The sequence below is a fragment of the Alpinimonas psychrophila genome (assembly GCF_014137865.1).
Lineage (GTDB): Bacteria > Actinomycetota > Actinomycetes > Actinomycetales > Microbacteriaceae > Alpinimonas > Alpinimonas psychrophila.
In genome coordinates this window covers 24,510-48,959 of sequence record NZ_JACGWU010000001.1, presented here as the reverse complement: position 1 = coordinate 48,959, position 24,450 = coordinate 24,510, and the positions used below count along the sequence as shown (strand labels likewise).

The 24,450-nt window shown below is 58.4% G+C and carries 27 protein-coding genes; 12 read left to right on the top strand and 15 right to left on the bottom strand.

Going from position 1 to position 24,450, the window contains the following annotated elements; translation table 11 throughout:
• Positions 1 to 19 precede the first annotated feature (19 nt).
• Genes rlmB through FB555_RS00235 form a run of 4 tightly spaced genes read right to left on the bottom strand, consistent with a single transcriptional unit; the run spans position 20 to position 4,221 of the window.
• Positions 20 to 1,033: a 23S rRNA (guanosine(2251)-2'-O)-methyltransferase RlmB gene (rlmB, locus tag FB555_RS00250; protein ID WP_182483457.1), complete on the bottom strand. Its 1,014-nt coding sequence runs from the start codon at positions 1,031 to 1,033 to the stop codon at positions 20 to 22.
• On the bottom strand, positions 1,023 to 2,435 hold the full coding sequence (gene cysS, locus FB555_RS00245) for a cysteine--tRNA ligase (protein ID WP_182483456.1): 1,413 nt from the start codon (positions 2,433 to 2,435) through the stop codon (positions 1,023 to 1,025). Before cysS ends, rlmB begins: the two co-directional genes overlap by 11 nt.
• Positions 2,436 to 2,445: 10 nt before the next feature.
• Positions 2,446 to 3,684 (bottom strand): 2-C-methyl-D-erythritol 4-phosphate cytidylyltransferase, encoded by a 1,239-nt coding sequence (gene ispD / locus FB555_RS00240; protein ID WP_182483455.1) that lies wholly within the window; start codon positions 3,682 to 3,684, stop codon positions 2,446 to 2,448.
• Between the two features lie 54 nt (positions 3,685 to 3,738).
• Complete coding sequence (locus FB555_RS00235; protein WP_182483454.1) at positions 3,739 to 4,221, bottom strand: CarD family transcriptional regulator; 483 nt, start codon at positions 4,219 to 4,221, stop codon at positions 3,739 to 3,741.
• Between the two features lie 233 nt (positions 4,222 to 4,454).
• Here FB555_RS00235 and FB555_RS00230 point away from each other — a divergent pair, with 233 nt between their 5' ends.
• Positions 4,455 to 4,952 carry a hypothetical protein gene (locus FB555_RS00230; RefSeq protein WP_182483453.1) on the top strand — a complete coding sequence of 166 codons (498 nt, stop codon included), beginning with the start codon at positions 4,455 to 4,457 and terminating at the stop codon, positions 4,950 to 4,952.
• A gap of 36 nt (positions 4,953 to 4,988) precedes the next feature.
• Here the strand turns inward: FB555_RS00230 and FB555_RS00225 are convergent, their stop codons facing one another.
• Together FB555_RS00225 and FB555_RS00220 are read right to left on the bottom strand one after the other, a co-directional pair.
• Entirely contained in the window at positions 4,989 to 5,681 is a 693-nt protein-coding gene (locus FB555_RS00225) for a response regulator transcription factor (protein WP_182483452.1), read from the bottom strand.
• Positions 5,678 to 6,823 (bottom strand): sensor histidine kinase, encoded by a 1,146-nt coding sequence (locus FB555_RS00220; protein WP_182483451.1) that lies wholly within the window; start codon positions 6,821 to 6,823, stop codon positions 5,678 to 5,680. The genes FB555_RS00225 and FB555_RS00220 overlap by 4 nt, the downstream gene beginning before the upstream one ends.
• Before the next feature lie 185 nt (positions 6,824 to 7,008).
• Between FB555_RS00220 and phoU the strand changes: the two genes are divergently transcribed.
• The gene (gene phoU / locus FB555_RS00215; protein ID WP_182483450.1) at positions 7,009 to 7,683 is read left to right on the top strand and encodes a phosphate signaling complex protein PhoU; all 675 of its coding nucleotides are present in this window, start codon (positions 7,009 to 7,011) and stop codon (positions 7,681 to 7,683) included.
• 23 nt (positions 7,684 to 7,706) lie between these two features.
• Here the strand turns inward: phoU and FB555_RS00210 are convergent, their stop codons facing one another.
• The gene (locus FB555_RS00210; RefSeq protein ID WP_182483449.1) at positions 7,707 to 8,456 is read right to left on the bottom strand and encodes a phosphoglyceromutase; all 750 of its coding nucleotides are present in this window, start codon (positions 8,454 to 8,456) and stop codon (positions 7,707 to 7,709) included.
• A 35-nt stretch (positions 8,457 to 8,491) separates the two neighbouring features.
• Here FB555_RS00210 and FB555_RS00205 point away from each other — a divergent pair, with 35 nt between their 5' ends.
• Entirely contained in the window at positions 8,492 to 9,403 is a 912-nt protein-coding gene (locus FB555_RS00205) for a class I SAM-dependent methyltransferase (protein ID WP_182483448.1), read from the top strand.
• 62 nt (positions 9,404 to 9,465) lie between these two features.
• On the opposite strand, the gene ygfZ is transcribed toward FB555_RS00205, so the two are convergent.
• A complete protein-coding gene (gene ygfZ, locus FB555_RS00200; protein ID WP_343046357.1) occupies positions 9,466 to 10,593 on the bottom strand; it encodes a CAF17-like 4Fe-4S cluster assembly/insertion protein YgfZ in 1,128 nt (375 codons plus the stop codon).
• A gap of 303 nt (positions 10,594 to 10,896) precedes the next feature.
• Here ygfZ and FB555_RS00195 point away from each other — a divergent pair, with 303 nt between their 5' ends.
• The 7 genes from FB555_RS00195 to pstB all read left to right on the top strand — a co-directional run bounded on the left by FB555_RS00195 (position 10,897) and on the right by pstB (position 19,000).
• The gene (locus FB555_RS00195; RefSeq protein ID WP_182483446.1) at positions 10,897 to 11,583 is read left to right on the top strand and encodes a response regulator transcription factor; all 687 of its coding nucleotides are present in this window, start codon (positions 10,897 to 10,899) and stop codon (positions 11,581 to 11,583) included.
• A gap of 66 nt (positions 11,584 to 11,649) precedes the next feature.
• Positions 11,650 to 13,839 (top strand): RNA degradosome polyphosphate kinase, encoded by a 2,190-nt coding sequence (locus tag FB555_RS00190; RefSeq protein WP_182483445.1) that lies wholly within the window; start codon positions 11,650 to 11,652, stop codon positions 13,837 to 13,839.
• Positions 13,836 to 14,783, top strand: a complete 948-nt coding sequence (locus FB555_RS00185) for an NUDIX hydrolase (RefSeq protein WP_182483444.1) — start codon at positions 13,836 to 13,838, stop codon at positions 14,781 to 14,783. The genes FB555_RS00190 and FB555_RS00185 overlap by 4 nt, the downstream gene beginning before the upstream one ends.
• Positions 14,784 to 14,944: 161 nt before the next feature.
• Positions 14,945 to 16,042, top strand: a complete 1,098-nt coding sequence (pstS, locus tag FB555_RS00180) for a phosphate ABC transporter substrate-binding protein PstS (RefSeq protein ID WP_182483443.1) — start codon at positions 14,945 to 14,947, stop codon at positions 16,040 to 16,042.
• Between the two features lie 89 nt (positions 16,043 to 16,131).
• Positions 16,132 to 17,079 carry a phosphate ABC transporter permease subunit PstC gene (gene pstC / locus FB555_RS00175; RefSeq protein ID WP_182483442.1) on the top strand — a complete coding sequence of 316 codons (948 nt, stop codon included), beginning with the start codon at positions 16,132 to 16,134 and terminating at the stop codon, positions 17,077 to 17,079.
• Positions 17,079 to 18,158 (top strand): phosphate ABC transporter permease PstA, encoded by a 1,080-nt coding sequence (pstA, locus tag FB555_RS00170; RefSeq protein ID WP_182483441.1) that lies wholly within the window; start codon positions 17,079 to 17,081, stop codon positions 18,156 to 18,158. The genes pstC and pstA overlap by 1 nt, the downstream gene beginning before the upstream one ends.
• A gap of 62 nt (positions 18,159 to 18,220) precedes the next feature.
• Positions 18,221 to 19,000: a phosphate ABC transporter ATP-binding protein PstB gene (gene pstB / locus FB555_RS00165; protein WP_182483440.1), complete on the top strand. Its 780-nt coding sequence runs from the start codon at positions 18,221 to 18,223 to the stop codon at positions 18,998 to 19,000.
• Positions 19,001 to 19,296: 296 nt separating this feature from the next.
• Here the strand turns inward: pstB and FB555_RS00160 are convergent, their stop codons facing one another.
• The 6 genes from FB555_RS00160 to FB555_RS00135 all read right to left on the bottom strand — a co-directional run bounded on the left by FB555_RS00160 (position 19,297) and on the right by FB555_RS00135 (position 23,103).
• The gene (locus FB555_RS00160; RefSeq protein WP_182483439.1) at positions 19,297 to 20,082 is read right to left on the bottom strand and encodes an anti-sigma factor; all 786 of its coding nucleotides are present in this window, start codon (positions 20,080 to 20,082) and stop codon (positions 19,297 to 19,299) included.
• Positions 20,079 to 20,684: a sigma-70 family RNA polymerase sigma factor gene (locus tag FB555_RS00155; RefSeq protein WP_182483438.1), complete on the bottom strand. Its 606-nt coding sequence runs from the start codon at positions 20,682 to 20,684 to the stop codon at positions 20,079 to 20,081. The genes FB555_RS00160 and FB555_RS00155 overlap by 4 nt, the downstream gene beginning before the upstream one ends.
• Positions 20,678 to 21,112: a hypothetical protein gene (locus FB555_RS00150; RefSeq protein WP_182483437.1), complete on the bottom strand. Its 435-nt coding sequence runs from the start codon at positions 21,110 to 21,112 to the stop codon at positions 20,678 to 20,680. Before FB555_RS00150 ends, FB555_RS00155 begins: the two co-directional genes overlap by 7 nt.
• A gap of 91 nt (positions 21,113 to 21,203) precedes the next feature.
• Positions 21,204 to 21,878: a hypothetical protein gene (locus FB555_RS00145; protein ID WP_182483436.1), complete on the bottom strand. Its 675-nt coding sequence runs from the start codon at positions 21,876 to 21,878 to the stop codon at positions 21,204 to 21,206.
• Between the two features lie 61 nt (positions 21,879 to 21,939).
• Positions 21,940 to 22,422, bottom strand: coding sequence for a cupredoxin domain-containing protein (locus FB555_RS00140; protein WP_182483435.1), 483 nt, complete (start codon positions 22,420 to 22,422; stop codon positions 21,940 to 21,942).
• A gap of 54 nt (positions 22,423 to 22,476) precedes the next feature.
• Positions 22,477 to 23,103 carry a DNA-directed RNA polymerase subunit beta gene (locus FB555_RS00135; RefSeq protein WP_343046355.1) on the bottom strand — a complete coding sequence of 209 codons (627 nt, stop codon included), beginning with the start codon at positions 23,101 to 23,103 and terminating at the stop codon, positions 22,477 to 22,479.
• 34 nt (positions 23,104 to 23,137) lie between these two features.
• On the opposite strand from FB555_RS00135, the gene FB555_RS00130 reads away from it, so the two are divergent.
• Entirely contained in the window at positions 23,138 to 23,296 is a 159-nt protein-coding gene (locus tag FB555_RS00130; RefSeq protein WP_182483433.1) for a DUF5993 family protein, read from the top strand.
• Positions 23,297 to 23,307: 11 nt separating this feature from the next.
• Positions 23,308 to 23,925: a disulfide bond formation protein B gene (locus FB555_RS00125; protein ID WP_220475719.1), complete on the top strand. Its 618-nt coding sequence runs from the start codon at positions 23,308 to 23,310 to the stop codon at positions 23,923 to 23,925.
• A gap of 11 nt (positions 23,926 to 23,936) precedes the next feature.
• On the opposite strand, the gene FB555_RS00120 is transcribed toward FB555_RS00125, so the two are convergent.
• On the bottom strand, positions 23,937 to 24,431 hold the full coding sequence (locus FB555_RS00120; RefSeq protein WP_182483432.1) for an Lrp/AsnC family transcriptional regulator: 495 nt from the start codon (positions 24,429 to 24,431) through the stop codon (positions 23,937 to 23,939).
• Positions 24,432 to 24,450 lie beyond the last annotated feature (19 nt).

The window sequence follows — 24,450 nt, the reverse complement described above, 5'->3', positions numbered from 1 at the left end:
GGCGAAGTCTGGAAGTTAGCTAGACAGCGGCTGAGCGCAAGCGGGAAACCTCATAGAGCGTGACGCTCGCTGCGATTCCTGCATTCAAGGACTCTGTGCTGGCCGAGATAGGGATTGAAACGATGGCGTCGCACGTCTCCGTGACGAGACGCGACAGTCCCTTGCCTTCGCTGCCCACGACAATCAACAATGGCCGCTCGGCGAGTTCGAGGCCCGGAAGATCTACGTCGCCATCGCCGTCGAGGCCAATAACAAACACGCCACGTTCCTTGAATGCCTTGATCGCGGCCGTCAGATTGGAGGCCATTGCCACGGGGCAACGAGCCGCCGCACCGGCCGAGGTTTTCCACGCGGAAGCGGTGAGACCTACCGAACGTCGCTGAGGCACGATGATTCCATGCCCGCCAAAAGCTGCGGTGGAACGGATGATTGCTCCCAAGTTGCGGGGATCCGTGATGCCATCGAGCGCCACAAAGAGAGGGTTCTGGCCCGAGGCAATGACCTCATCCAGAAGTTCGGTGGGGTGTGCGTACTCGTACGGCGGCACCTTCAGGGCCAGGCCCTGATGCACCGAGTCGTGACCGGCGAGGCGGTCAAGCTCGGGGCGCATAACCTCCATGATGGGGAGGCCGCGTTTGGTGGCAATGTTGAGGACTTCCTTGACCCGGTCATCCATTTCGATGCGGTTCGAGATGTACAAGGCTGTGGCGGGAATCTCCGCGCGGAGTGCCTCGAGAACGGAGTTGCGCCCCGTCACGATTTCTGCCTCGTCGACCTGCTTGGGGCGGCGAACCTGCGGCTTGCGCACGGCACCATCAGCCGAAGCCGGAGAACCCGGGCCGCGAAGCTTCCGGGTGGCCGCCAACTTGTCCATGTGAATCTTGCGCTTGCCGGCGGGGTGCCAGTCGCGCTGCGTTGCCTTCGGCGTAGGGCCCTTGCCCTCAAGCGCCTGACGGCCCTGTCCGCCGGAACCAACTGCTTTATTCTTACCCTGCTTGCGAACCGCTCCGGCTCGTCCTGGCTTACCGGCCATGAAGACTCCAATGTGCACCCGTGGGGGTGTCTTCTATCGTGATTCCTGCCGCGGCGAGATTGTCGCGGATTTTGTCGGCCGCCGCGAAATCACGTGTGTCACGCGCTTCTTGGCGGTTGAGAAGTAGTTGCTCCAGGAGGAGCTCGAGGGCTACGGCGCTGGGCTGTGTGCCGGTGTTGTTCCACTCGGGTGCTCCCGGGTTCAATCCCAGAACATCGAGCATCGCAACAATGCGTTCGGCGATGGAAACCGCCTTAGCAATCATGCCATCATCTAGCATCGTGTTCCCTGAGCGTACCTCGTCGAAGATCACGGCAATACCCTGAGGAATATTGAGGTCATCATTCATGGCCTCTCGAAACGCTTCCGGAACCTGCCCGGCAACAACATCGGCGGCGGCAGATCTGTTGACCCGGGCTAGAAAACCCGTGATTCGGTCAAAGGCGGCCTGCGCCTCGGCAATAGCGGTTTCGTGCAACTCTAGAGTCGAACGATAGTGTGCCGATCCGAGCAAATAACGAAGCACAATGGCATCGGATGCGGCCAACAAGTCGGCGGCAAAAACTGAATTTCCGAGCGACTTGCTCATCTTCTGACCGCCAATCGAGACGAGTCCGTTGTGCAGCCAGTACTGAGCGAAACCGTCGCCGGCTGCCTCGGACTGAGCCAGTTCATTCTCGTGGTGGGGGAAGCGCAGATCGAGCCCGCCGCCATGAATATCAAAGGATGAGCCAAGGTACTTGGTGGCCATCGCCGAACACTCGATGTGCCAGCCGGGGCGGCCGCCGCCCCACGGCGTTGTCCAATTTGCCGAATCGGGCTCGCCTACCTTGTGGCCCTTCCAGAGGGCGAAGTCGCGCGCGTCGTTCTTGCCGCGAAGGTCCGCGTCGGCCGCGGCATCCATGTCATCAGGATTCTGATGGGTCAGAGAACCGTAGGAAGGCCAACGGCGCGTGTCGAAGTAAACATCGCCCGAGTCATCGGCAGCAACGTACGCGTGACCGCGGTCGATGAGGCGCTCGATGAGCGCAATCATCTCGGGAATGCTCGCGGTAGCCCGAGGTTCGTAGGTCGGCGGAAGGATGCCCAACGCCGCATAGGCCTGCGAAAACTCGAGTTCCATGCGATAGGCCAGCGCCCACCATTTTTCGATGCCCGCCGCTGCCGCGTTGTCCAGGACCTTGTCATCAATGTCGGTCACATTTCTCACCAACGTGACGTCATACCCCTCGTGGGTCAGCCAGCGACGAAGGAGGTCGTAAACCAAGGCGCTTCGCAAATGTCCGACATGAGGACTGGACTGAACAGTGGGGCCGCACACGTACACAGAGACGCGATTGGGTTCGAGCGGAACGAAAGCCCGAAGGGCTCCTTCTTTCGAATCAAATAGGCGGATGCTCACCCGACATAGCCTACTGGCGGAGGCGAACGAGGGCGGTTGCCAGGGCGGCAATTCCCTCACCGCGGCCGGTGAATCCGAGCCCGTCGGTTGTCGTGGCAGAAAGGCTGACGGGGGCCCCGACCCATCGTGCAAGGAGCGCTTCCGCTTCGAGGCGGCGAGGGGAAAAGGTGGGGCGATTGCCAATGATTTGCACGCTGGCATGAACGGGCTCAAAGCCGGCTACGGAAAGAAGCCGAATTGTTTCGCGCACAAAAACCTCACCGCTCGCATTGGCAAATTCTGGCCGTGATGTTCCAAAGACGGCGCCCATGTCACCGAGGCTCGTTGCCGAAAGAAGGGCATCGCACAAGGCGTGCGCCACGGCATCACCATCGCTGTGTCCCGAGAGTTGTTTTTCACCGGGCCACGTCAACCCGGCCAGCCACAGGTTCCCCCCTTGGCCAAAAGCGTGCACGTCGACCCCTATTCCCACGCGAGACACTGCAGCGGGGGCTGCCATGGGGACTGCGGCTGCGGCTGGGACTGCGGCCACCGTAGCGCCGTCGAAACGGTCGCTCAGAAGATGGCGCGCCCGGTTGAGGTCCCACGAGGTCGTGATCTTGAAAGAGAGGGCATGACCTTCAATGACGTGGACTCGGTGGCCCGCGGCCGAGAAGACGGCAGCGTCGTCCGTGTAGTCCGCATGTTCGGCACGCTCGTAGGCGCCCACAAGATCTGCCCGCGGGAAACCCTGAGGCGTCTGGGCCGCCGCCAAGTCACGGCGATCGACAACGCCCAGAATCTCGCCTCCGGAACCAATTCTCTTGATGCTATCTACTACCGAAAGAGCCGGCACGATGCCCTCGCCCGTAGAGTCCACGGCTGCCACAACGGCGTCGAAGGCGGAAGCCGGAGTCAGTGCTCGGGCCGAATCGTGCACGAGCACAACAGAGATGCCAGGGTTGAGGCACGCAAGGCCGGCCTCGACCGAGGCATGCCGAGTCTCCCCACCGGCAACCACCGACATGATTCCGGGAATCACACCTGCGGCGCGCTCGCCGATGACGCGAGCCTGCTCGAGATGCGTTGGCGGGGCAACGATGACGACCTGAGCCGGCTCCAACATTCCAAAAACAGAATGTAGCGCCCGCTCGAGCAGCGTCTCCCCTAACAGCTCAACGAAAGCCTTGGGTTCTGTCATGGCAAGACGCGCGCCACTCCCGGCGGCCACCACAATCACGCCGACGCGCGGCGTGAACGAAGGACTCATGCGTGCTGATTCATGTTCGCTCCGAGAACGGGCTAAAGAATGAAAGCGTTACGCCTACGACGCCAGAACGCCATCGAGAACGAGGGATGCCGACTCTTCGTCGGTCTTCTCGGCCAACGCAAGTTCTGAAATCAGAATCTGACGCGCTTTGGCAAGCATTCGCTTCTCCCCAGCGGAGAGTCCACGATCTTGGTCACGACGCCACAGGTCACGAACCACTTCGGAAACTTTGATGACATCGCCCGAGGCAAGCTTTTCCAAGTTGGCCTTGTAGCGACGCGACCAGTTGGTGGGCTCCTCCGTGAAGGGTGCCCGAAGCACGTCAAAGACCTCCTCGAGGCCCTCTTTGCCAATGACGTCTCGAACGCCAACAAGGTCTACGTTCTCGGCAGGAACCTCAATTGTGAGGTCGCCTTGCGTAACGTGAAGCTTGAGGTAGAGCTTGTCTTCGCCCTTAACTACACGGGTCTTAACCTCTGTAATTTTTGCCGCACCATGGTGCGGGTAGACGACGGTTTCACCGACGATGAACTGCATGCGTGTTTCTCCTTCGAAGATAGTCCAGTTTACCACGCCAAATAGCCTCTGGTTTCGGGGCTTTTCCAGCAAAACACTGTGTACTACACTAAATCCATTTCATAATATCTTCCCGCTCAGCGGGGTGATGAAGCCGAGCCGCGCATGGTTTTTAGGCTAGAGTTGAGCTGTATTTGCTGTGATTTTCGGCCTTAAATGAGGCCGCACAGACCGCCCACTTGGAGGCTTTCGTCGTGAAGGTTCGTATCGCCATCTCTGCCATCTTGGCCATTGGGCTCGCCCTTGGTGCCAGCGGTTGCAACCTCATCCAGCCCCAGGCAACGACCCATCAGTACGATGCCAGCGATGGCATTGGCGTCAACGTGGGCGATATCAAACTTCGCAACCTCATTTTGATCAGTAATGACGGCCAGGCCGCCAGCTTGCTCATGTCCGCCATCAACACCTCCGGCAGTGACGTGAACTTGAACATCCAGTTCCTGTCCAAGGGGGCAATGGTAGACGGGAAACTGAGAATTCCCAGCTCGCAAACCCCCACCTCGTGGGGTGCCGCCACCGAGAACAAGATTGTCTTCGAAGGTATTGACACGCAACCCGGGTCGCTTCTCAAGGTGTACTTCCAGTATGGAAACTCCGACGGCAAGACTACCCTCGTGCCCGTGCTCACGACGGGTCAACCCGAATATAGCGGGCTCGAGCCCTCCACCGTTCTGCACCTCGGCACAAAGTAACTTTTTCAGCCCTCGCGGCGAGACTTCGCGGGGATGCTAACTGTGTGGAGCGTCGAAGCGATAGCCCAAACCACGAACGGTCATTAGCATGACGGGTTCTTTGGAATCAGCTTCGATACGGGAGCGGATGCGCTTGATGTGCACATCCAGCGTCTTGGTATCCCCGAAATAGTCACTACCCCAGACGCGGTCAATTAATTGGCCGCGGGTAAGAACGCGTCCCTCATTTCGCATGAGGTACTCCAGCAGCTCGAATTCCTTTAATGGCATGGGCGTCAGCTTCCCGCTGACGTGCAGAGTGTGGCGGTCGATATCCAGGGAGATATGCCCTGACGACAGCACGTCATCTGAGATCGGCGAGCCTTCTTCTATACGGCGACGCATGACCGCACGCACCCGGGCCAAGAGTTCCCGCGTGGAATATGGCTTCGTGACGTAGTCGTCAGCCCCAAGCTCAAGACCCACAACAACGTCGACCTCTGAGTCCTTCGCCGTCAACATGATGATCGGAACATTCGAAATGTTACGAATCTGGCGGCACACCTCGGTTCCCGGAATGCCCGGAAGCATGAGGTCCAGCAGAATCAGGTCGGGGTTTGCGAGCGCGAACATCTCGATTGCCTCAGGTCCGGTCTCCGCTACAGTCACTTCGAAGCCTTCACGCCCCAGCAAGAATGCCAGTGGTTCGCTGAGGGCTATTTCATCTTCGACGAGAAGGATGCGGGTCATGGAGTCTCTCCGTGGGGGTATTCGGTAGCTTCGGGCAATCGGATAGTAAAAGTTGAACCGTTATCGGGGCGAGACCACACGCGAACTTCGCCACCATGATTCTGGATGGTGTGCTTCACAATACTGAGTCCGAGTCCCGTTCCCCCGGTCGTGCGCGACCGTGCCTGATCGGTGCGATAGAAGCGCTCAAAAACGCGCGCCGCCTCATCCGGCGTCATTCCTATCCCTTGATCCGTGACGGCAATGTCGATGCAGTCACGTTGCCGAGTGACACCAATTCCGATGCGGGAGTTATTGGGGGAATATTGCAGGGCATTCGAAATGAGGTTGTCTACAGCGACAATGAGAGATCCGGCATCACCGTAAACAAAGGTCCTCGACTCACCACCCACCGTGACATCGACGTTCTTCGTCGTGGCAACAACGCGATTGCGATCGACGGCCTGAGAAATAATGTCGTCAATGCTCACCTTTTCGAAAGAGGTGAGAGCGCCTTCAGCTTGCAGTCGGGAGAGTTCAATGATTTCCCGGGTGATTCCCGCCAAGCGCCGGCCCTCCGTCTGGAGTCGATCGGCAAAATGTTTGACCATTTTAGGATCATCGGCTGCCTGTTCTATTGCCTCGGCGAGCAGCCCAACGGCGCCAATCGGCGTCTTAAGCTCGTGGCTGATATTGGCGACGAAATCTCGGCGAACCTCATCTAACCGACGAAACTCCGTCTTATCGCTGATGAGGAGAAGGGTGAACCGAATGCCATAGTGTGATGCCCTCGCAAAGATACTGAGCGACGCATCCCCGAAGGGGCCTCGGGCAACCTCAAATTCGCCGGTGAGGGAATCTGACCGGTCTCGAAGATTATCGACCATTTGGACAAGTTCCGGTGTAACGAGGCGTCCTTGCGAGATGAAACCCAGGGAATACCCGAGTGGTGAAGCCGTCATGACATTGTGCGACGGATCAACGATGATCGCGGGCACCTCCAAGAGTTCCATGAGCGAGGTCACCCCTTGGGGCACTTCCCAAGAGGAAAGTTTGGCGGCTGTTTGCTGTTGACGCGCGGCGGCAAAGACCAAGCTCGAAATTGCCGCGCCAGCGATTGCCCCGACGCCGATCGCGATGAGGAGAAGGTACTCAGTATTCATGTCGTGTTCAGGCTAATCCACCGGAGCGCCTCGCGGCGGTGTCGGAGGGGGCGCGATAGCGTGGCGGCGACAAGAGTGCTCAAGTGTTAACCAGAGTCTGAGTTTGCGTTAACCTGTTAGACATGTCTGGGATACCTTTTCGGGGCTAACTGAGACGGCTACCACGATGTGCCGGGAGGATATTCATGCGCGATGTATTTCAACAGGAACTTCATGAAGTTCAAGAGCGACTAGTGGAGATTGCTGAACTTGTCGCCGCTTCAATGAAGAATGCCACGACGGCATTCGGTGACGTCAACGTCGAGTTGGCAGAACAAGTTATTGAAGAAGACGCTCGCATTGACGAACTCGCGCTCAGTCTTGATGAACTTGCCATTCAGATTCTTGCCCGTCAGCAGCCTGTGGCTCGCGACCTCAGGATCGTAGTGAGCGCGCTTCGCATGAGCGCTTCCCTCGAGCGCATGGGTGACATGGCCGAGCACATCGCGCAACTCGCTCGGTACCGTTTCCCTGAACGCGTCGTCGCTAAGGGCCTCCGTGGCACGTTCCGCAAAATGGGGGAACTCGACGTCGAAATCGTCGGCAAGCTCGTTGAGCTTCTCCGCACGCAAAATCTCACTTTTGCCGAAGAAATTCGCGACATCGACGACAAAATCGATGAACTTCACGTGAGCGTCTTCGACAAGGTACTGAGTGAAAAATGGTCAGGATCAATCGGCGACACCGTGGACGCTACCCTCGCTTCGCGGTATCACGAACGTTTTGCCGACCACGCCGTCTCAATTGCGCGCAAGGTCAAATACCTCTCGACCGGCGAGTGGGCACCCGACATTTCAGCCACCAAGAAATCTGCCGAATAGCGCTTTTCTGCGTGGGCGACTTTCTACTTCTGAGCGCCCTGAGCGGCGACAGCGGCGGCACCCGCTGCAGCGGCCTCGGGGTCAAGATACTCTCCCGCACCGATGGGCAGGAAATTGTCGTCTAGCGTGTAGACGAGTGGGATTCCCGTTGGAATATTGAGCTCGGCAATGGCGTCATCAGAGATTCCCTCTAGGTGCTTGACCATCGCGCGCAACGAGTTGCCGTGGGCCGTAACGAGAACGGTCTTGCCTGCGGCAAGATCAACTTTAATGTCGGACTCCCAGTAGGGCAGCATGCGGTCGATGACATCTTTGAGGCACTCTGTGTTGGGGAGCGCGCCGTCAATCCCGACATAGCGCGGATCATGTACCTGCGAAAATTCACTGTTGTCACTCAGGGGAGGTGGTGGTACGTCGAATGACCGACGCCACAGTTGGAACTGCTCGGCGCCATACTCGGCGAGGGTTTGCGCCTTGTCCTTGCCCTGAAGCGCACCGTAGTGGCGCTCATTCAAGCGCCAGCTTCGTTTGACAGGGATCCAGGCGCGGTCGGCAACATCCAGAGCCAAGTTCGCCGTCTGGATGGCACGGGTCAGGACTGAGGTGTAAAGCACGTCGGGAAGGAGATTAGCCGCAACCAATAAATCGCCGGCACGCTTCGCTTCTGCGACGCCTTGTTCGGTGAGCCGGACATCCACCCATCCGGTAAAAAGATTCTTTTGGTTCCACTCGCTGTTACCGTGGCGAAGAAGGATGAGGGTGTGCGTCGTCATACATCCAGTTTACCGAAGGTGGTTGACTAGGAATCATGGCCGAAGGAACGATTACGCGGGGGACCACGAATCCCAACCGTTTACGCCGCGTCGACCGTTGGCTCCAGACGTGGCCCGAACTCAGGACGACAGATGATCCCCTCGTTGTCGACTTAGGTTATGGCGCGAGCGCCGTTACACCCCTAGAACTCATGCAGCGCCTGCGCAAGGCTCGGCCGGACGTGCAGCTGATCGGCTTGGAGATCCATCCTGAGCGCGTAGCTCTTGCCCGGAGGGAACTTGAGGAGGCTCGGGCACTCGCAGAGGCACGGGTGCTTGAGGGAACTCCCCCGCCGCTCCCTTTCCGCGGTACCGCTAGGGTCGCGCGTGATGTCGCGGACATGCAGAATGTCAGTTTTGAACGCGGCGGATTTGAAGTGCCGCTCCCCCGCAATCGCCGAGCCGTCATCATTCGGGCGTTTAACGTGTTGCGCCAGTATGACGAAGGCGAAGTGGCGCCCGCGTGGGAACGCATGCTGACGCGATTGCAACCTGGGGGCGTACTCGTGGATGGGACGTGCGATGAAATCGGGCGCATCGCCAGCTGGATTGCGGTCACTCCGCCCGGGATTCAGAAATCAGGTCACCCGGCCGTGCCGGGAGGACCTCAAACACTCTCGATTTCGCTCCGTCTCGACGAGCTGGAACTTCCGTCGATCGTGGCAGAACGTTTGCCGAAGGCTCTCATTCACCGCAACGTCGAGGGAGAAAACATTCATCGTTTTCTCACCGATTTAGATCGGGCGTGGCGCGTAAATGCACCGCTGCGCGACTTCGGAGCAACGCAACGCTGGATCGCTACGGTCAGCGCCCTACGTGACGCCGGCTGGCCGATTCGTGCCGGTCGAACCCGGTGGCGTTTGGGCGAGCTCACCGTGGACTGGGCAGCCGTCGCTCCCCTCGCTTGAAGATCGTCGGCCGTTCAATAAATCACGACTGGGCGGGTGAGCTACGCGATTGGGCGGGTGAGCTACGCGATTGGGCGGGTGACCTTGCCCAGACGCGGCATGCGCGGCACATTGGCGACACGACCGGCATCCGTCGGCACGATGACAATCTGAGCGGCGGCGATTTCGACGGCGTCGACATTCACCACGAGTTCAGCATCCGGGGCCACCGAGCGTTTGATGATGGCGAGCGCAACGGCCCCCTCCTCAAAATGGCGGCCCGAGGAGGTGATGCGCCCGACTTCCGTTTCGCCGAAGAAGACGGGAGTTCCCGCTTCTGGCAGAACAGCGTCGGAACCATCCAGCGTCAGAAAAACGAGACGCCGAGGGGGGTGGCCAAGGTTATGCACTTTGGCCACAGTTTCTTGGCCGCGGTAACAGCCCTTGTTTAAGTGCACCGCCGAGCGTAGCCAGTCAGTTTCGTGAGGTAACGCTGTCGCGTCACCCTCCGTCACGATACGCGGTCTCCACGCAGCAATACGAAGTGCGTCGAGGGCAATGAGGCCCGCGGGAGCAGTCTCTGCCCCCTTCATGGACAGCACGAGTTCGGGCATACGCTCGCGCGCCACCAGCACCTCGCGATAGTTCCATTCACCGGCAGGATGCTCAGCGGCATCGGCATATTGCCAACCGCCGGCAGACACGTGATTCCACGGATCGGCCCACACGAGAGCGGCTCCCTGGGGAGAAAGGGCGACTGCACCGAGCGCGGAAAATGCCGAGCCGCTATCGAAACACCCGAACGTCGCAACAGCATCAGAAGCATCGGCGACCTCGACTTGCTTCATGAAACGCATGCGGTCCAGCCACTTCACAAGCGACACAGAGCGGTCTTCGTCAACCAGTAGCCACGTGGTTACACCGTCATCCATGATGCGCATGGCATGTTCGATGTGGCCCTGAGGATCGAGGAGCAACGCCTCAGTACTGTCCCCGGGCTTCAGCGAGCGCAAATCCTGACTCAGCAGCGAATCCAGCCACGAAAGACGATCGGGGCCGGTAACAGTAACGACGCCGCGATGCGAGAGATCGACCACAGCGCTTCCTGAAAGGAGATCACGTTGCTCAGTGAAGGGATTGCCATAAGAAGCAGCGACCCCAAGCCCGATTGATTCAACGGATGCCGGCAAACCCAGCAGGGGTGATCGCACGGGAGACCCCAAGGAGCGAGGCACGCTCTCAGAAGCAGAAGGGTTCTCGGTGAACGGGGCGGATGCGATTAGCGCTGGCCCCGGAAGAGTTTGAAGACGACGATGCCAGCAACCCAAGCGATGGAAAGGCTCGCCAAAGCGAGGAGTCCAATGAAGAAGAGTTCCAGTGCAAGCAGCATGGTTTTATTCTAATCATTCGGCCAGGAGATCCGGTCATCCGCCGGGAAATTCACCCCCCGTTGCACGGAAAAGACGCTGGATTCTCGTGGGTTAGAATGAAACTGCAAGAGACGCGGAGGAAACATGGCGACCATCCTTATCTTGGCCACGCGCCCCGAAAGCGATGTGCTTCCTTCCCTTGAGTTGCTTTCGCACTCGGTTAAGACAATTCCCGCTCAGCCGGCAGAGCTGGTGAATGCCCCCAACAGCGATGTGATTATTGTGGATGCGCGAACAGACCTCGTCAGCGCCAAGAGCCTGTGCAAGATTCTGCAAGCGACCGGCCTGAGCGCTCCTCTCCTTCTCGTCATAACCGAGGGCGGCCTTGCCGCGGTGAGCCCCGATTGGGGTGTGACCGATGTGATCCTTGAAACGGCGGGGCCCGCAGAGGTGGATGCTCGCATTCGCTTGGCCTTGGGCCGTGCAAACAGCGCGTCTCACAGTGATTCACGCGTCTTGGCCTCGGGGGTTGTCATCGATGAGGCGAGCTACTCGGTCAAGGTTCACGACAAACCTTTGGACCTGACGTACAAAGAGTTTGAACTCCTCCGCTTTCTCTCCACACACCCCTCTCGCGTGTTCACCCGCGAACAACTGCTCAGCGAAGTGTGGGGCTACGACTACTTCGGCGGCACCCGAACGGTGGACGTGCACGTGCGACGACTACGCGCCAAGTTGGGCGAGATGGAACAGCTCATCGGCACTGTTCGCAACGTTGGGTATCGCTTCAATGTCGCGGATGACGCGCGCAAGGCCCCGCTGTCTGCATAGGCGTCGTTAAGTTGTTGGACACCTTCGGGACGTCTGACGTTTGACTAACCTGACAAGATATTCCTTATGGATGTACTTTCAGCCAGCGGCGCATTGGGCGCGACTCCCGAAGTCGGCGACGATTTCGACGACGATTTCGACGAATCACCCCTTGCCGAGGTTGCCGATTTGCCCCATGATCGATTTCTTGATCGTGAATTGAGCTGGCTCGCTTTCAACCAGCGCGTTCTGGAGATGGCCGAAGATACCGCCATTCCCGTTCTAGAACGAGCAAACTTTCTCGCAATTTTTGCCGCCAATCTCGACGAGTTCTTCATGGTTCGCGTCGCTGGTCTCAAACGTCGCATCGTGACCGGGCTCGCCGTCCCCACCAACATCGGAACGGCCCCGAGCGACGTTCTGGCGTCTATTTCCGCCAAAGCCCATGAGCTACAGGCTCGCCACGCCGCGGTCTACAAAGATGTGGTGCGCCCAGAATTGTCAGCGGCCGGGATCCATGTCGTCACGTGGGATAGCCTCGATGCAGCCGACCAGGACATCTTGGAGGAGTACTTCACCGACCAGATTTTCCCGGTCCTAATGCCGCTCGCCGTGGATCCGGCGCATCCGTTCCCCTACATTTCAGGGTTGTCGTTGAACCTCGCGATTCGAGTGCGAAACACAAAAACGGGCACGGAGGAATTTGCTCGCTTGAAGGTTCCGCCCATGTTGCCGCGGTTCCTGCGGATTGATAAGCGCGAAGAACTGTCCGACGTTCGCTTTATTGCGCTCGAGGACCTCATTTCCAATCACCTCGGTCATCTTTTTCCTGGAATGGAAATCATCGAACATCACGCGTTTCGGGTCACCCGCAACGAGGACGTACAGATCGATGAGGATGAGACCGAAAACCTCATCCAAGTGTTGGAAAAAGGGCTTCTGCGGAGGCGGTTCGGGCCGCCCATCCGTTTGGAAATCAGCCAGGCCATGGATTCTGTGACCCTCGATCTGTTGGTGCGCGAACTCGACATCACCGACCAAGAGGTTTACCGCCTGCCTGAACCATTGAACCTTGGCGGCCTATTTGGGCTTTCTGGCCTCAAACGCCCCGACCTGCACTACTCAGCCCACGTTCCGACGACGGCTGCCGAACTGCTGCCCAGTGAAACCGGTGAGCAATCCTCCATTTTTGCGTCCATTCGACGCGGAGATGTTCTGTTGCACCACCCGTATGAGTCATTCTCCACAAGCGTGCAAGCTTTTCTCGAGCAGGCCGCGGCCGACCCCAACGTCTTGGCGATCAAGCAGACCCTCTACCGCACCTCGGGCGACAGTCCCATTGTTCAGGCCCTCATCAACGCGGCTGAGGCCGGCAAACAGGTTCTTGCCCTCGTCGAGCTGAAGGCGCGCTTTGACGAGCAGGCCAACATCAGCTGGGCACGAAAACTGGAAAAAGCCGGCGTCCACGTCGTCTATGGACTCGTGGGTTTGAAAACCCACTGCAAACTGGCGCTGGTTATTCGTCAAGAGAATGGCATTCTCCGCAGCTACTCTCACGTGGGAACGGGCAACTACAACCCGAAGACGAGCCGGTTGTACGAAGACTTTGGGCTACTGACCGCCGATCCTTTGGTGGGCCGTGACCTGACGCGTCTCTTCAACGAGCTCTCGGGCTACGCGATCGAGAAGAAGTTCAAGCGCCTTCTGGTGGCACCCCTCCACCTTCGCAAGGGCCTCCTCAAACACATTGCCACAGAAACCGCCAACGCAATTGCGGGGTTACCCTCGGGAATCAAAATCAAGATCAACTCCATAGTGGATGAAGTAATCATCGATGCCTTGTATCGAGCGAGCCAGGCGGGTGTGCCGATTGATATTTGGGTTCGGGGCATCTGCGCCCTGAAAGCCGGTGTGCCGGGGCTCAGCGAAACGATCCGTGTTCGCTCGATTCTTGGGCGTTACCTTGAGCATTCGCGGGTGTTCATGTTTGCCAACAACGGTGAGCCCGAGGTCTTTATCGGCAGTGCCGACATGATGCACCGCAACCTCGATCGCCGAGTGGAAGTGCTCGTTCGTCTCGCCGTGCCAGACCACGTCGCCGAGATTGATAATTTCTTCACGTTGGCGATGGACGCGCAGACAGCATCCTGGTGGATGGACCCAGATGGGTCATGGGTTCGGCACGCCACGGGACCTGATGGGCTTCCCCTCACAGACCTCCAAGACACCGTGATGAAAGAGATTTCCCAACGCCGCCGCACCGGAGTAAAACGATGAGCCTGACCGTTGAGACGGCGGTCTACGCCGCTGGAGCAGTTTGTTGGCGAAACATTGGGGGCACCGTGCAGGTGCTGCTCATCCATCGCTCGGGCCGGCGCGACATTTCTCTGCCCAAGGGCAAAGTTGACCCCGGCGAAATGTTGCCCGAAACAGCGGTTCGAGAAATTGCCGAGGAAACCGGTCTGACGGTCGCCTTGGGCGTACCGCTGGGCGTCACGGAGTACGTCCTCCCCAGCGGCCGCAACAAGATCGTGCATTACTGGGCGGCCGAGGTCACTGAGAACGCGATTCACGCGTCAACCTTCATTCCCAACGACGAGGTCGCCGCCCTGGAGTGGATGCCCGTGGAGAGGGCACGCAAAGAGCTCAGTTACGACCCGGACCGCATTATTTTGGATAATTTCGCAGCTCTCCTGAAACAACAAATCACGGAGACGTTTGCCCTCATTGTTCTGCGTCACGCCAAGGCTGTGGAACCCACAACATTCAAAGGCGCTGATGTCGACCGTCCTTTGAGTCGCCGTGGTTCTCGTCAAGCAACCTCCCTCGTCAAGGCGTTGAGCAGCTGGCACCCCCGCCGCCTGATCGCCAGCACGAGTTTACGGTGCCAGCAGACAATGACGCCCCTTGCCCAAGCGTTGGGGCGCGACGTCAAGCTCGTCGAGGCCATCAGCCAGCACGCCTTCCACGATGACAGCGAGGACGTGCGCAGCCTCATTGGCAAGCGTGTGCGATCGAAGAAAACCGTCGTGATCTGCAGCCATGGACCCGTTATTCCTGAGCTCGTTCGTGAGATTGCTCTCGCAACGGGCACTCCATTGGGGAGTTTTGTCATGGAGGCAGGCCTTCTGGATACCGCTTCTTTCAGTGTGATTCACCTGTCGAAGACGCATCCGGCATCCGGCATCATCGCCATTGAAACCCACGACGCTTTAGTGTGAAACCCCTGCCGTTCACCTTAGGGAGAACCTGCGATTCATGTCGAGTTAACCTTGCGTTTACCTTGGGGCCAGTGGGGCGTTACTTCCACTGCCTACATTTGCAACGAGCCACCAACACTGGTTCGCGTTGTACTTACATTCCTGAAAGGAATCACCTCACAGTGAAAATCACACGCACCGGCCGTATTTCGGCCATCGTTGCAACCGCAGCCGTAGCAGCCCTCGCGCTGTCATCTTGCGCCAGCAACGAAGCAGCAGCACCCGTGGCATCCGTCTCCACCCTGACCGGTACATTGGTCGGCGCCGGCGCATCCAGCCAGGACAGCGCTCAGAAAGCTTGGACCGCTGCCTTCCAGATTGCCAACCCTAAAGTCACGATCAACTACGACCCCACCGGTTCCGGCGCGGGACGCAAGACGTTCATCGCTGGCGGATCTGCATTCGCTGGTACTGACTCCTCACTCAGCACGGACGAGCTGGCTGCACCCTTCGCTGCCTGCACCGCCGGTACGTTGCCCTTCGAGGTTCCTGCTTACATCTCCCCCATCGCTGTTATCTTCAACGTCGCGGGCGTAACCGAGCTCAACCTCGATGCTTCTACTCTTGCCAAGATCTTCTCGGGTGCCATCACCGTTTGGAACGACCCCGCAATTGTTGCTCTGAACCCCAAGGCCACCATGCCTTCGACCGCCATCACAGCAGTTCACCGCTCGGATGACTCGGGCACGACCAAGAACTTCTCGGACTACCTCTTCCAGACGGCAAAGGCTGACTGGGCAATCGACAAGCCCGCCGACCCCTTCCCCTTTGCAACCGGTGAAGGCGCCAAGGGCACTTCAGGTGTCGTTGACGCTGTCAAAAACGGAGTCGGAACCATCGGCTACGCAGATGCATCAAAGGCTGGCAAGCTTGGCGTAGCCAAGATCAAGGTTGGCGACAAGTTCGTTGGTTACACTGCAGAAGCCGCCGCAGCCGTTGTTGCTGGCAGCCCTGCAGTCGCGGGCCGCGATGCCACCGACATGGCGATCAAGATCAACCGCACCACGACCGACCCCACGCACTACCCCATCGTGTTGGTCAGCTACCTCATTGGTTGCAACTCGTACGTGGACGCAACATCTGCTCCCCTGGTCAAGGCCTACTTTGACTACATCCTGAGCGATGCAGGACAGATGGACGCCGCTACAAACGCCGGATCGGCTCCCCTCGCGGCAGCTGTTTCCGAAAAGGCATTGGCTATCGTCAACGCCATCAAGTAAATAAACTAGTACCCGGCTCGAAGGTCCTTTTCTGGACACTTTCGAGCCGGGTATTTCTTTGTAAGCCCCCTGTGCGCTAAGAAAGACATGTGACTCACGCTGTGACTGCCTCAAATCAGGTTCGCTCTCCGAAACGACGGGGGGACCAAGTGTTCTCAACCTCGGCATTGGTTGCTGGAGTTGCGATCCTCGTGGTCCTTGCCGCTGTCGCTATTTTTTTGGTCGCCGAGAGCCTCCCCGCCTTCCTAGCAAACCCTGCCGATATCTCCTCCGATGGATCAGGATTCTGGGGGCTGGTTGGCCCCCTCGTCTTTGGAACGATCTGGGCAGCCGCACTCGCACTCCTCATTTCGTTGCCCCTGTCGATCGGCATTGCCCTCTTTATCTCCCATATAGCGCCGCGTAAGCTCGCTCAAGGCCTCGGGTACATCATTGACCTGCTAGCGGCTGTTCCCTCGGTCGTCTTTGGCTTATGGGGTATCACCGTCCTCGCTCCGGCCGTCCAGCCGTTCTTTGTTTGGCTCGTTGACAACCTCGGTTGGATTCCCTTTTTCGCCGGCCCCGTTTCTGGAACGGGGCGAACCGTTCTCACGGTCGCTATCGTGCTCGCCGTCATGATCCTTCCCATCATCACCGCGATCGCCCGCGAAGTCTTTCTGCAAACACCGCGCCTGCACGAGGAAGCCGCATTGGCCCTCGGCGCTACGCGCTGGGAAATGATACAGATGGCCGTGCTGCCGTTTGGGCGCCCCGGCCTCATTTCGGCCACGATGCTCGGCCTCGGCCGCGCCCTGGGTGAGACAATGGCGGTTGCCATGGTGCTCTCGCCGTCGGTCATCATCTCGTTTGCCTTACTCCAATCGCAAAACCCGACAACCATCGCCGCAAATATCGCTCTCAACTTTCCGGAGGCCAGCGGCATCGGCGTGAATGTTTTGATCGGAACCGGTCTGCTCTTGTTCATCATCACGCTGATTGTCAACTCAATTGCCCGTGTCGCCATCAACCGCCGCAAGGCATTCTCGGGGGCCAACTAATGACCACCATGACCATGAACAGACCCGTTGTGGCGAGCGGATATCGCCCGCTCACGAAGCGAGTACAGCTGACCACACTCGGGCTCAGCGTTGTTGTTGCCTTCGGTATTTTTTTTATTTTGGATCTCGGTGGCGCGACTCACAACTTCAACATCATCGGTGCTGTTGTCGTTGCTGCCGTTCTTGACATCATCTTGATCTACGTGCTCTCGCGAATCTCTGAAGGGCGGCGCAAAGCAACCGATCGCCTTATGACGGGGCTCGTTACGACAGCTTTCTTGGTTACACTCCTGCCCCTGATTTCGCTCATCTTCACAACCGTCGTCAATGGCCTACCGCGCTTTGACATCGATTTCTTTGGCTCCTCCATGCGCAACGTTGTCGGCGCAGGCGGTGGTGGGCTGCATGCGCTCATCGGAACGTTAGAAATCACCGGCGCGGCTACCCTCATCTCCGTGCCGGTCGGCCTACTTTCCGCGATCTATCTCGTGGAGTACGGCCGCGGCCGCCTCGCCCAGGCGATTACGTTCTTTGTCGACGTCATGACCGGTATCCCGTCGATTGTTGCCGGGCTGTTCGCGTTCGCACTGTTCGCGATCTTCTTTGGCCCCGGCATTCGCTTTGGCATCGGTGGCGCAGTCGCACTGTCGGTCTTAATGATTCCTGTGGTCGTTCGTTCGACCGAAGAGATGCTCAAACTCGTTCCCAACGAGCTACGCGAAGCAGCATTTGCCCTCGGGGTGCCAAAGTGGTTAACCATTGTCAAAGTTGTCTTACCGACTGCTATCGCCGGGATTGTTACGGGTGTGATGCTTTCGATCTCGCGCATCATTGGTGAGACGGCCCCCCTGCTCATCATTGTGGGCATGAGCACGAGCATGAATTACGACCTTTTCAGCGACCGCATGGCGACCCTTCCTGTCTTTGTGTACACGGAGTATGCGAACCAAGGAATGGATACTCAGGCCTATCTTGATCGAGCGTGGACCAGTGCCCTCGTGCTCATTCTCATCGTCATGGCCCTCAACCTCGTGGCTCGCTTGATTTCACACTTCCTCTCCCCGAAGGGGCTCCGATAATGCCCCTTACCCTCCATCGTCCCCCCGCCTCCATTTCCAGCGAAACTGCCGAAGGATAAGACGTGTCTAAGCGCATCGAAATCAATGACCTCAACGTGTATTACAGCAACTTCCTCGCTGTCGAAGGAGTCAGCCTCACAATCGAACCCCGCACCGTCACGGCGTTCATCGGCCCCAGCGGTTGTGGCAAGTCAACCCTCCTTCGCACCATCAACCGCATGCACGAAGTCATCCCCGGCGCCCGCGTCGAGGGCGAGGTTCTCATTGATGGCCAGGATCTCTACGGCCCTGGGATCGACCCCGTCGTCGTCCGCCGCCAAGTAGGCATGGTCTTTCAGCGCCCCAACCCTTTTCCCACCATGTCGATTCGTGACAACGTCATTGCCGGCGTCAAGCTCAACAATCGCAAAATGTCGAAATCGGATGCCGATAACTTGGTGGAACAGTCTCTCCAAGGTGCCAACCTCTGGAACGAGGTCAAGGACCGGCTCGACAAACCCGGTTCCGGACTCTCCGGCGGACAGCAGCAACGTCTCTGCATCGCCCGGGCGATTGCCGTTTCGCCCGATGTTCTGCTGATGGATGAGCCGTGTTCGGCACTCGACCCCATCTCGACTCTGGCCATCGAAGACCTCATTGGGGAATTAAAGAATGAGTTCACAATTGTGATCGTGACGCACAACATGCAACAGGCCAGCCGCGTCTCCGACCGCACCGCCTTCTTCAACATCTCCGGCACCGGAGAACCGGGCAAGCTCATCGAGTTCGATGACACCACGACCATCTTCGAGAACCCCCACGTGCAGTCCACCGAGGACTACATCTCCGGCCGTTTCGGGTAATCAGACGCAAAAAGCCGAACCGCAGTGAACGCCTCACGGCGGACGGCCGCTCATGGCGGCGAAAAAATGGAGCCCGGGGTTACTGCGGTCCGGCTCTCATAGTTTACCAAGGCATCCCTGATGCACACCTGAAGAGTTCACAGTGAATCGTTGGCTTTAGATTTAAAAGCCCGCGGGCAGATTGCGGCCATACTTATCCTCTCGATTCGCACAGTCGAGTCCCACCTCTCGCAGGCAAATCTAAAAGATACGCGCTCCGCATGAACTCGTCGAGCGAACCTTCACAACGAACATCGCTACGTGCTTGTGACAATAATGATGGGGTCCGTGGTCGGCGACGTTGAGCCCCCGCTCGGTTCGACGGTCACCCCTACCGTGTCGCCCTTGGCCAAGGTTCCATCGAGCACTCTCCACGTAGATCCGTTCCCCGCTGCGGCGAACGTTCCGGCAGAGCGAGCACCCGCCGCGTCGATGTACCAGAGCTGATACGTCTTGTCTGAGGGAAGGAGCGCCAAGCCGTCCATCAGCAGCGCGGAGCTTCCCAGTTCCACCGACCACACAAGTTTGGCGTGTCCGCCTCCCTTGACATCAACACTCGCTTGCTGAAAATCGTTGGACGCGTTGATAGCGACGAGCTGATTGGTCTGTGCCAACTTTGCGTCGGCGTCAATGATTGTATTTGCGACGGCAACACCACCAATAACGAGGGCGACAGATGCCGCGGCCGCGGCAAAGATTGTGACCGGCCGGAGGAACCAACGGGACTGAGCCTTGCGTTCCGACGTCGTCGGAGAAGAGGATTTTTCGCGTGGCAAAGCGCTAACGGAGGCTAAAGCCCCGGGCAACTGTGGCGTCGATGCCACGAGGGTCATGAGGTTCAATTTAAGTGCCACGGAGGGCTCGACTGGTGTCACGGCACGACCAAGGAGCGACGCTGTCTCTCTCATTTCTGCCACCTCCTTTTGCATCGACTCGGACTCACCGAGGTGAGCTTCGACGGCGGATCTTTCTTCTGCACTGAGCGCGTCAAGTGCAAAGGCACCGGCCATGTTGTTCATACTGTTGTCGTCAGTGGAGCTCATGATGCCACCCCCATTTCGTCGCGAAGGCGAATCATTCCATCACGCAAGCGGGTCTTCACTGTGCCTACCGGCACGTCTAGAATCGTGGCCACCTCGGTGTGACTGTAGCCACCGTAATAGGCGAGCGTGACGGCCTGACGTTGCAGCTCAGTCAGTCGCGTCATAGCCTTTTCTACTTTCTCATGCTCAATGCGAATCTCCACGGATTCTGCCACATTGTCATATTCGGGATCATAATCCCGGATGCCGATTTTCGTGTCTCGCGTGCGGGACGCCTGTGACGCTCTCACCCGATCTACGGCCCGGCGATGAGCCATGGTGAAGATCCAGGTTGCAACGGCCCCCTTGTGGGGATCAAAGCGTGGGGCAGTCTGCCAGATCTCGAGAAAGACCTCTTGGGTTACTTCTTCAGACTGCGAGTGATCTCGTAACAACCTCGTGACCAAGCCAAGCACTCGCGGGGCGATGTGATCGTAAAGGTTCGAAAAAGCCCCTTGATCTCCGTCGGCTATGCGCTCGATCAAATCACGTTGGAGCTGGGCTGGTGAAAGTTCTTCGAGGTCATTCTCGACGTCTGTTTCCCTTGTCACAAGCCTCAGCATGACAGATGCCCTGCGCTCCGCCTATTTGATTGAACCCGTCCTGTGGTGATTACCAGCAACAGCGAACCGACGATTGCCACGAGTTGAGCAATTGCTGACGCAACCTTGTCGGGGTACCAGGCCGGCTCATAGAGAAACGGGCCGCCGATCGCAAGGAGGTCCAGAGGCGCGTAAACCGTGAAGACGACGAGCCCCAGTCCAACGGCTGCCACGGCCGCGGCAATCCACGCCGTTACCGGCCGGGGCCGAATAACCAGCAACGCCGCCGCAATGACGTTGCCGACAGCCTGAACCCTGAATAAGTCACCCTGCGACACGAGATTTCCCGGGTTGGCATCAAAGGGTCCCGCCAGCATGAAGTGTATGGCGGCGTTGACGCCGAACGCTGTGGCTGTCGCGATAGCTAAACCGAGCACAATGACCTTCATGGAAACTCTCCTACGTGATTCTGCTCATCAAAGAAAACCGGCGGGGAGCAAGTTCCCCCGCTCTCCGCCGGCCTGTTCTATGGTGCCTGGGTTATAGCGCGATTTTCTTGTCTACAGCTATGCCGCCGGCCAGAGCCGCCGCAGTGGCTTGCATGTGTGTAGCGGATGCCTGCAATAACGAGTAGTACAGGGGGTCGCCGGCGATATCAGCATCAATTGCCGCGAGCAGGGTTGTCGCATGCATCTCAAGCTCTGCCTGAACGGCTTCAGCCGGCAGCGTGGGGACAACCGAGTGAATCAATTGGCCGAAAGCAACGGCATAATCGCCGAGACCGGCTACGGCAGCGGCAACCTTGGCCTGGTCATTTCCGACCTTGCCGAGCGTGTACTCGACGAAGAGGGGAATGTGCGATCGCCATGAATCCAAAAAGGGCTGTTCTGCATCTGGGTAAGCAGAGCCGACTAACTTAGCGACGGCAACCGAGTTATCGTCGAGTGTCTGGATAGCGGCAGCAGTGCGAGGGGCCGTGAGGTCTCCGCCGTCCTGAAGCGCCTGATGGATCGCGGCACCGGCCAAGAAAACGTGGTCGTAGAGAACGCCCTGAAGAGCTGCCCGAAGGCCGGCTCCGGCACTGTTGACCGTATCGTGGTCGTGCACCGAGGGGGAAGTCGTTGCTTCTGGTGTGGCTGTTGCGGCTCCGGCACAGCCGGTAAGCGCGAGCGCTACGGCGAGACCAAGACCAGCGAATGCTGTTGTTTTGCGCATTTTATTTCTCCTAATTGTGATGTGCAGTTCCCAGGTGCAAAGGTTCGGTTTATGGCGTCGATTACTCGACGATGACCACGCCGTTCATGGCCTTGTGAATATCGCAGTAGTACGGATACGTGCCGGGGGTGGCGAACGTGAACTCGAACGTGCTGCCCGCCTCGCCCTCCGGTAGAAGGCGGTGGTCGAAAAGACCGTCGGGCGTCTGCGATCCGCGAAGCCCCGTCTTTTGATTGACGTCGCCCCACGCCCCGGTCGTCACAGTATGCAAAATGCGTTCGCCGTTTACCCAGCGCACTGTTGTGCCTGCCGGTACTGTGATCGTGTCGGGCATGAATTTGAGGCTGAGCGTTACGACGTCGCCCGAAGCCTGTTCAGCGCCGTGTTCTGCCGCATGGGTCGTTCCGTGCTCTGCCGCCTGGCCCGTTGCACTGCCGGAAGGCAGCACCTGGGATGGTGTGGAACCTGTGCATCCCGACAAAGCGAGGACCAGGATCGGCAGAACGAGAACACCCTTGCGGGTGATTGTGGATGCTTGTGACATGTAACTAGTTCGGAGCCCTCGCCCAAAGGGATTGGTCTTTAATTGTCGACGGGTTTAGGCGAGCGAACCATCACGATGCAGACGGGCGCAGACACTGAACTCGGCGGCGGTTTTGCTCAAGCGAAAGGCTTGCGTCGTGAGGGCTGTCGCACGTTCAGGGTTGATGAGCTCAGCGTCATCGGCCATGGAGGTACAGCCGTGCGCCAAGACCCGGCAGAACGCTGCCGAGCGATGCAGGGCATCCGCAAAGTCACCTTCGAAGGCTCCACGCAAAATCCGGTCGGCGAGCGCACGCATCTCCTCCGGGCCGGCGGGAACCGGGGCACCGGCAACGAGGGGGTCGGGAGTGACGGATATTTCCACCCCCCGCCCATAGAGAATGCTGATGTTCTCAGCGTTCGTGACAATCATGTCGCGAATGAGATACATGCGCCACAAGGCCCCCGGCAGGCTGTGCGGGCTCGAGGTTGACCACAGTTCGGCCAAAACATCGATGCCATTTTCATCGGCAAACGTCACAACACGATCGACTAGTTCGGGCTGCTGGGCCTCGCGAACCCTCGCCAGCAAGGCCCGGGCGCTCTCGTGCGCCAAGAAACTCACCTCTGCTGGATCTTCACCGCCGCGAAAAGCAGTGAACTCATGGCCAGCAAAAAGTGCGGGTTTGTGAAATTCATTCATCCCCTCCATTCTCCTACGAAGATAGGGTGATCTTATGGACCCCCTCGTTTTTGCGCTCATTCTGGTTGCCGCGCTCGTGATTATCTTCGTGAGAAAGCGCTGGGTAATTATGCTCAGCTACTCCGTGGCATTTCTCGCAACCGCGGCGTTGTTCGCCCACCACGTCACCGACGCCCTGAACGTGAGTTTCTGATGCCGGAACCTGTGGCACTAGAGCAACGCAACATGCTGCTGGGCAAACTAGGGTTCTGGGCCCAAGTCGCTTTTCTCGTCGCCTACATTGGTGTCCTTTCGGGTGCCATGTTCTTCTTTCAGTTCGCTCTGAACGAGTTGCCCTGCCCCCTGTGCATCACGCAGCGCATGGGCATGATGCTGTCTTCCCTCGGCGCCGTCTACGTTCTCGTGCAGTCCCTACGAGGCACACTTTCAACCTCCGGCTTTATGACGGGCCTGGGATTCTCCATCGTGGGAGCGCTGCTCGGCGCCTTCATGTCAGCCCGCCAGATTCTGCTGCATATCGCGCCCGGAGACCCCGGATACGGTGAGGCTGTTTTTGGCCTGCACCTCTACACCTGGGCTCTCGTGAGTTTCGTTGTCGTGCTTGTGTTTGCCGGCGTGATTCTCGTATTTGGCACAGAGTTCACTCCCATTGCCCCGACCTCGCCGGCGGCCCGCACCATTGTCTGGATCATCATCTGGATCTTCGTTGCCACGGTCGCCGTCAACCTCGTGGTTGTCTTCGTTGAGGAGGGCTTCAACCTCTATCTGCCCGATAACCCCGTGCGGTACGAGTTGCTCTATCAGTTGGGAATTCTGAAGTAGTCAAGCTCTCGTTAGGTGCTGGAGACTCCCGACGGCCCTGGAACGTTACCGACACCCCAGCCGTAGGCCAGCTTGTGGGCCTCCAAGACGAAGAATGATTCGGTCGAGAGTAGTCCGTCGATACCCTGCATATGGTCGTTGACCACATTGGTGAAGTGCTCGATGTCCCGGCACACGACCTCGGCCATCACATCAAATTGCCCCGTTGTCATGATGACATAGCTGGTCTCCGGGAGCTCTGAAAGTGCCTCGCATACCACACGAGCTTTGCCCGGGGCTGTCCGAATACCAATCATGGCAAGACGATCAAAACCAATCGCCAGGGGGTTAGCGATTCCCACGATTTGAAGGATGCCCGTCTCTTCGAGTCGGCGGGTCCGATAGCGAGCCGATGACGCCGGAATTCCTAAATCTTCGGCAATCTGGGTGAAGGACTTGCGGCCGTCTGACTGGAGGGCGGTAATGATCTGCCGGTCAATATCGTCCATATCAACGGGGGAAGTCATGCCTCCAACACTAGCGTCC

Coding starts and splice junctions, on each gene's coding strand:
- FB555_RS00155 (WP_182483438.1), bottom strand. CDS start 20,684: ATGCTGAGGCTTGTGACAAGGGAAACAGACGTCGAGAATGACCTCGAA.
- FB555_RS00130 (WP_182483433.1), top strand. CDS start 23,138: ATGGACCCCCTCGTTTTTGCGCTCATTCTGGTTGCCGCGCTCGTGATT.
- FB555_RS00190 (WP_182483445.1), top strand. CDS start 11,650: ATGGATGTACTTTCAGCCAGCGGCGCATTGGGCGCGACTCCCGAAGTC.
- rlmB (WP_182483457.1), bottom strand. CDS start 1,033: ATGGCCGGTAAGCCAGGACGAGCCGGAGCGGTTCGCAAGCAGGGTAAG.
- FB555_RS00160 (WP_182483439.1), bottom strand. CDS start 20,082: ATGAGCTCCACTGACGACAACAGTATGAACAACATGGCCGGTGCCTTT.
- FB555_RS00195 (WP_182483446.1), top strand. CDS start 10,897: ATGGCGACCATCCTTATCTTGGCCACGCGCCCCGAAAGCGATGTGCTT.
- FB555_RS00145 (WP_182483436.1), bottom strand. CDS start 21,878: ATGCGCAAAACAACAGCATTCGCTGGTCTTGGTCTCGCCGTAGCGCTC.
- FB555_RS00150 (WP_182483437.1), bottom strand. CDS start 21,112: ATGAAGGTCATTGTGCTCGGTTTAGCTATCGCGACAGCCACAGCGTTC.
- FB555_RS00135 (WP_343046355.1), bottom strand. CDS start 23,103: ATGAATGAATTTCACAAACCCGCACTTTTTGCTGGCCATGAGTTCACT.
- FB555_RS00185 (WP_182483444.1), top strand. CDS start 13,836: ATGAGCCTGACCGTTGAGACGGCGGTCTACGCCGCTGGAGCAGTTTGT.
- FB555_RS00220 (WP_182483451.1), bottom strand. CDS start 6,823: ATGAATACTGAGTACCTTCTCCTCATCGCGATCGGCGTCGGGGCAATC.
- pstA (WP_182483441.1), top strand. CDS start 17,079: ATGACCACCATGACCATGAACAGACCCGTTGTGGCGAGCGGATATCGC.
- ispD (WP_182483455.1), bottom strand. CDS start 3,684: ATGAGTCCTTCGTTCACGCCGCGCGTCGGCGTGATTGTGGTGGCCGCC.
- FB555_RS00225 (WP_182483452.1), bottom strand. CDS start 5,681: ATGACCCGCATCCTTCTCGTCGAAGATGAAATAGCCCTCAGCGAACCA.
- phoU (WP_182483450.1), top strand. CDS start 7,009: ATGCGCGATGTATTTCAACAGGAACTTCATGAAGTTCAAGAGCGACTA.
- FB555_RS00140 (WP_182483435.1), bottom strand. CDS start 22,422: ATGTCACAAGCATCCACAATCACCCGCAAGGGTGTTCTCGTTCTGCCG.
- FB555_RS00205 (WP_182483448.1), top strand. CDS start 8,492: ATGGCCGAAGGAACGATTACGCGGGGGACCACGAATCCCAACCGTTTA.
- FB555_RS00235 (WP_182483454.1), bottom strand. CDS start 4,221: ATGCAGTTCATCGTCGGTGAAACCGTCGTCTACCCGCACCATGGTGCG.
- FB555_RS00120 (WP_182483432.1), bottom strand. CDS start 24,431: ATGACTTCCCCCGTTGATATGGACGATATTGACCGGCAGATCATTACC.
- FB555_RS00210 (WP_182483449.1), bottom strand. CDS start 8,456: ATGACGACGCACACCCTCATCCTTCTTCGCCACGGTAACAGCGAGTGG.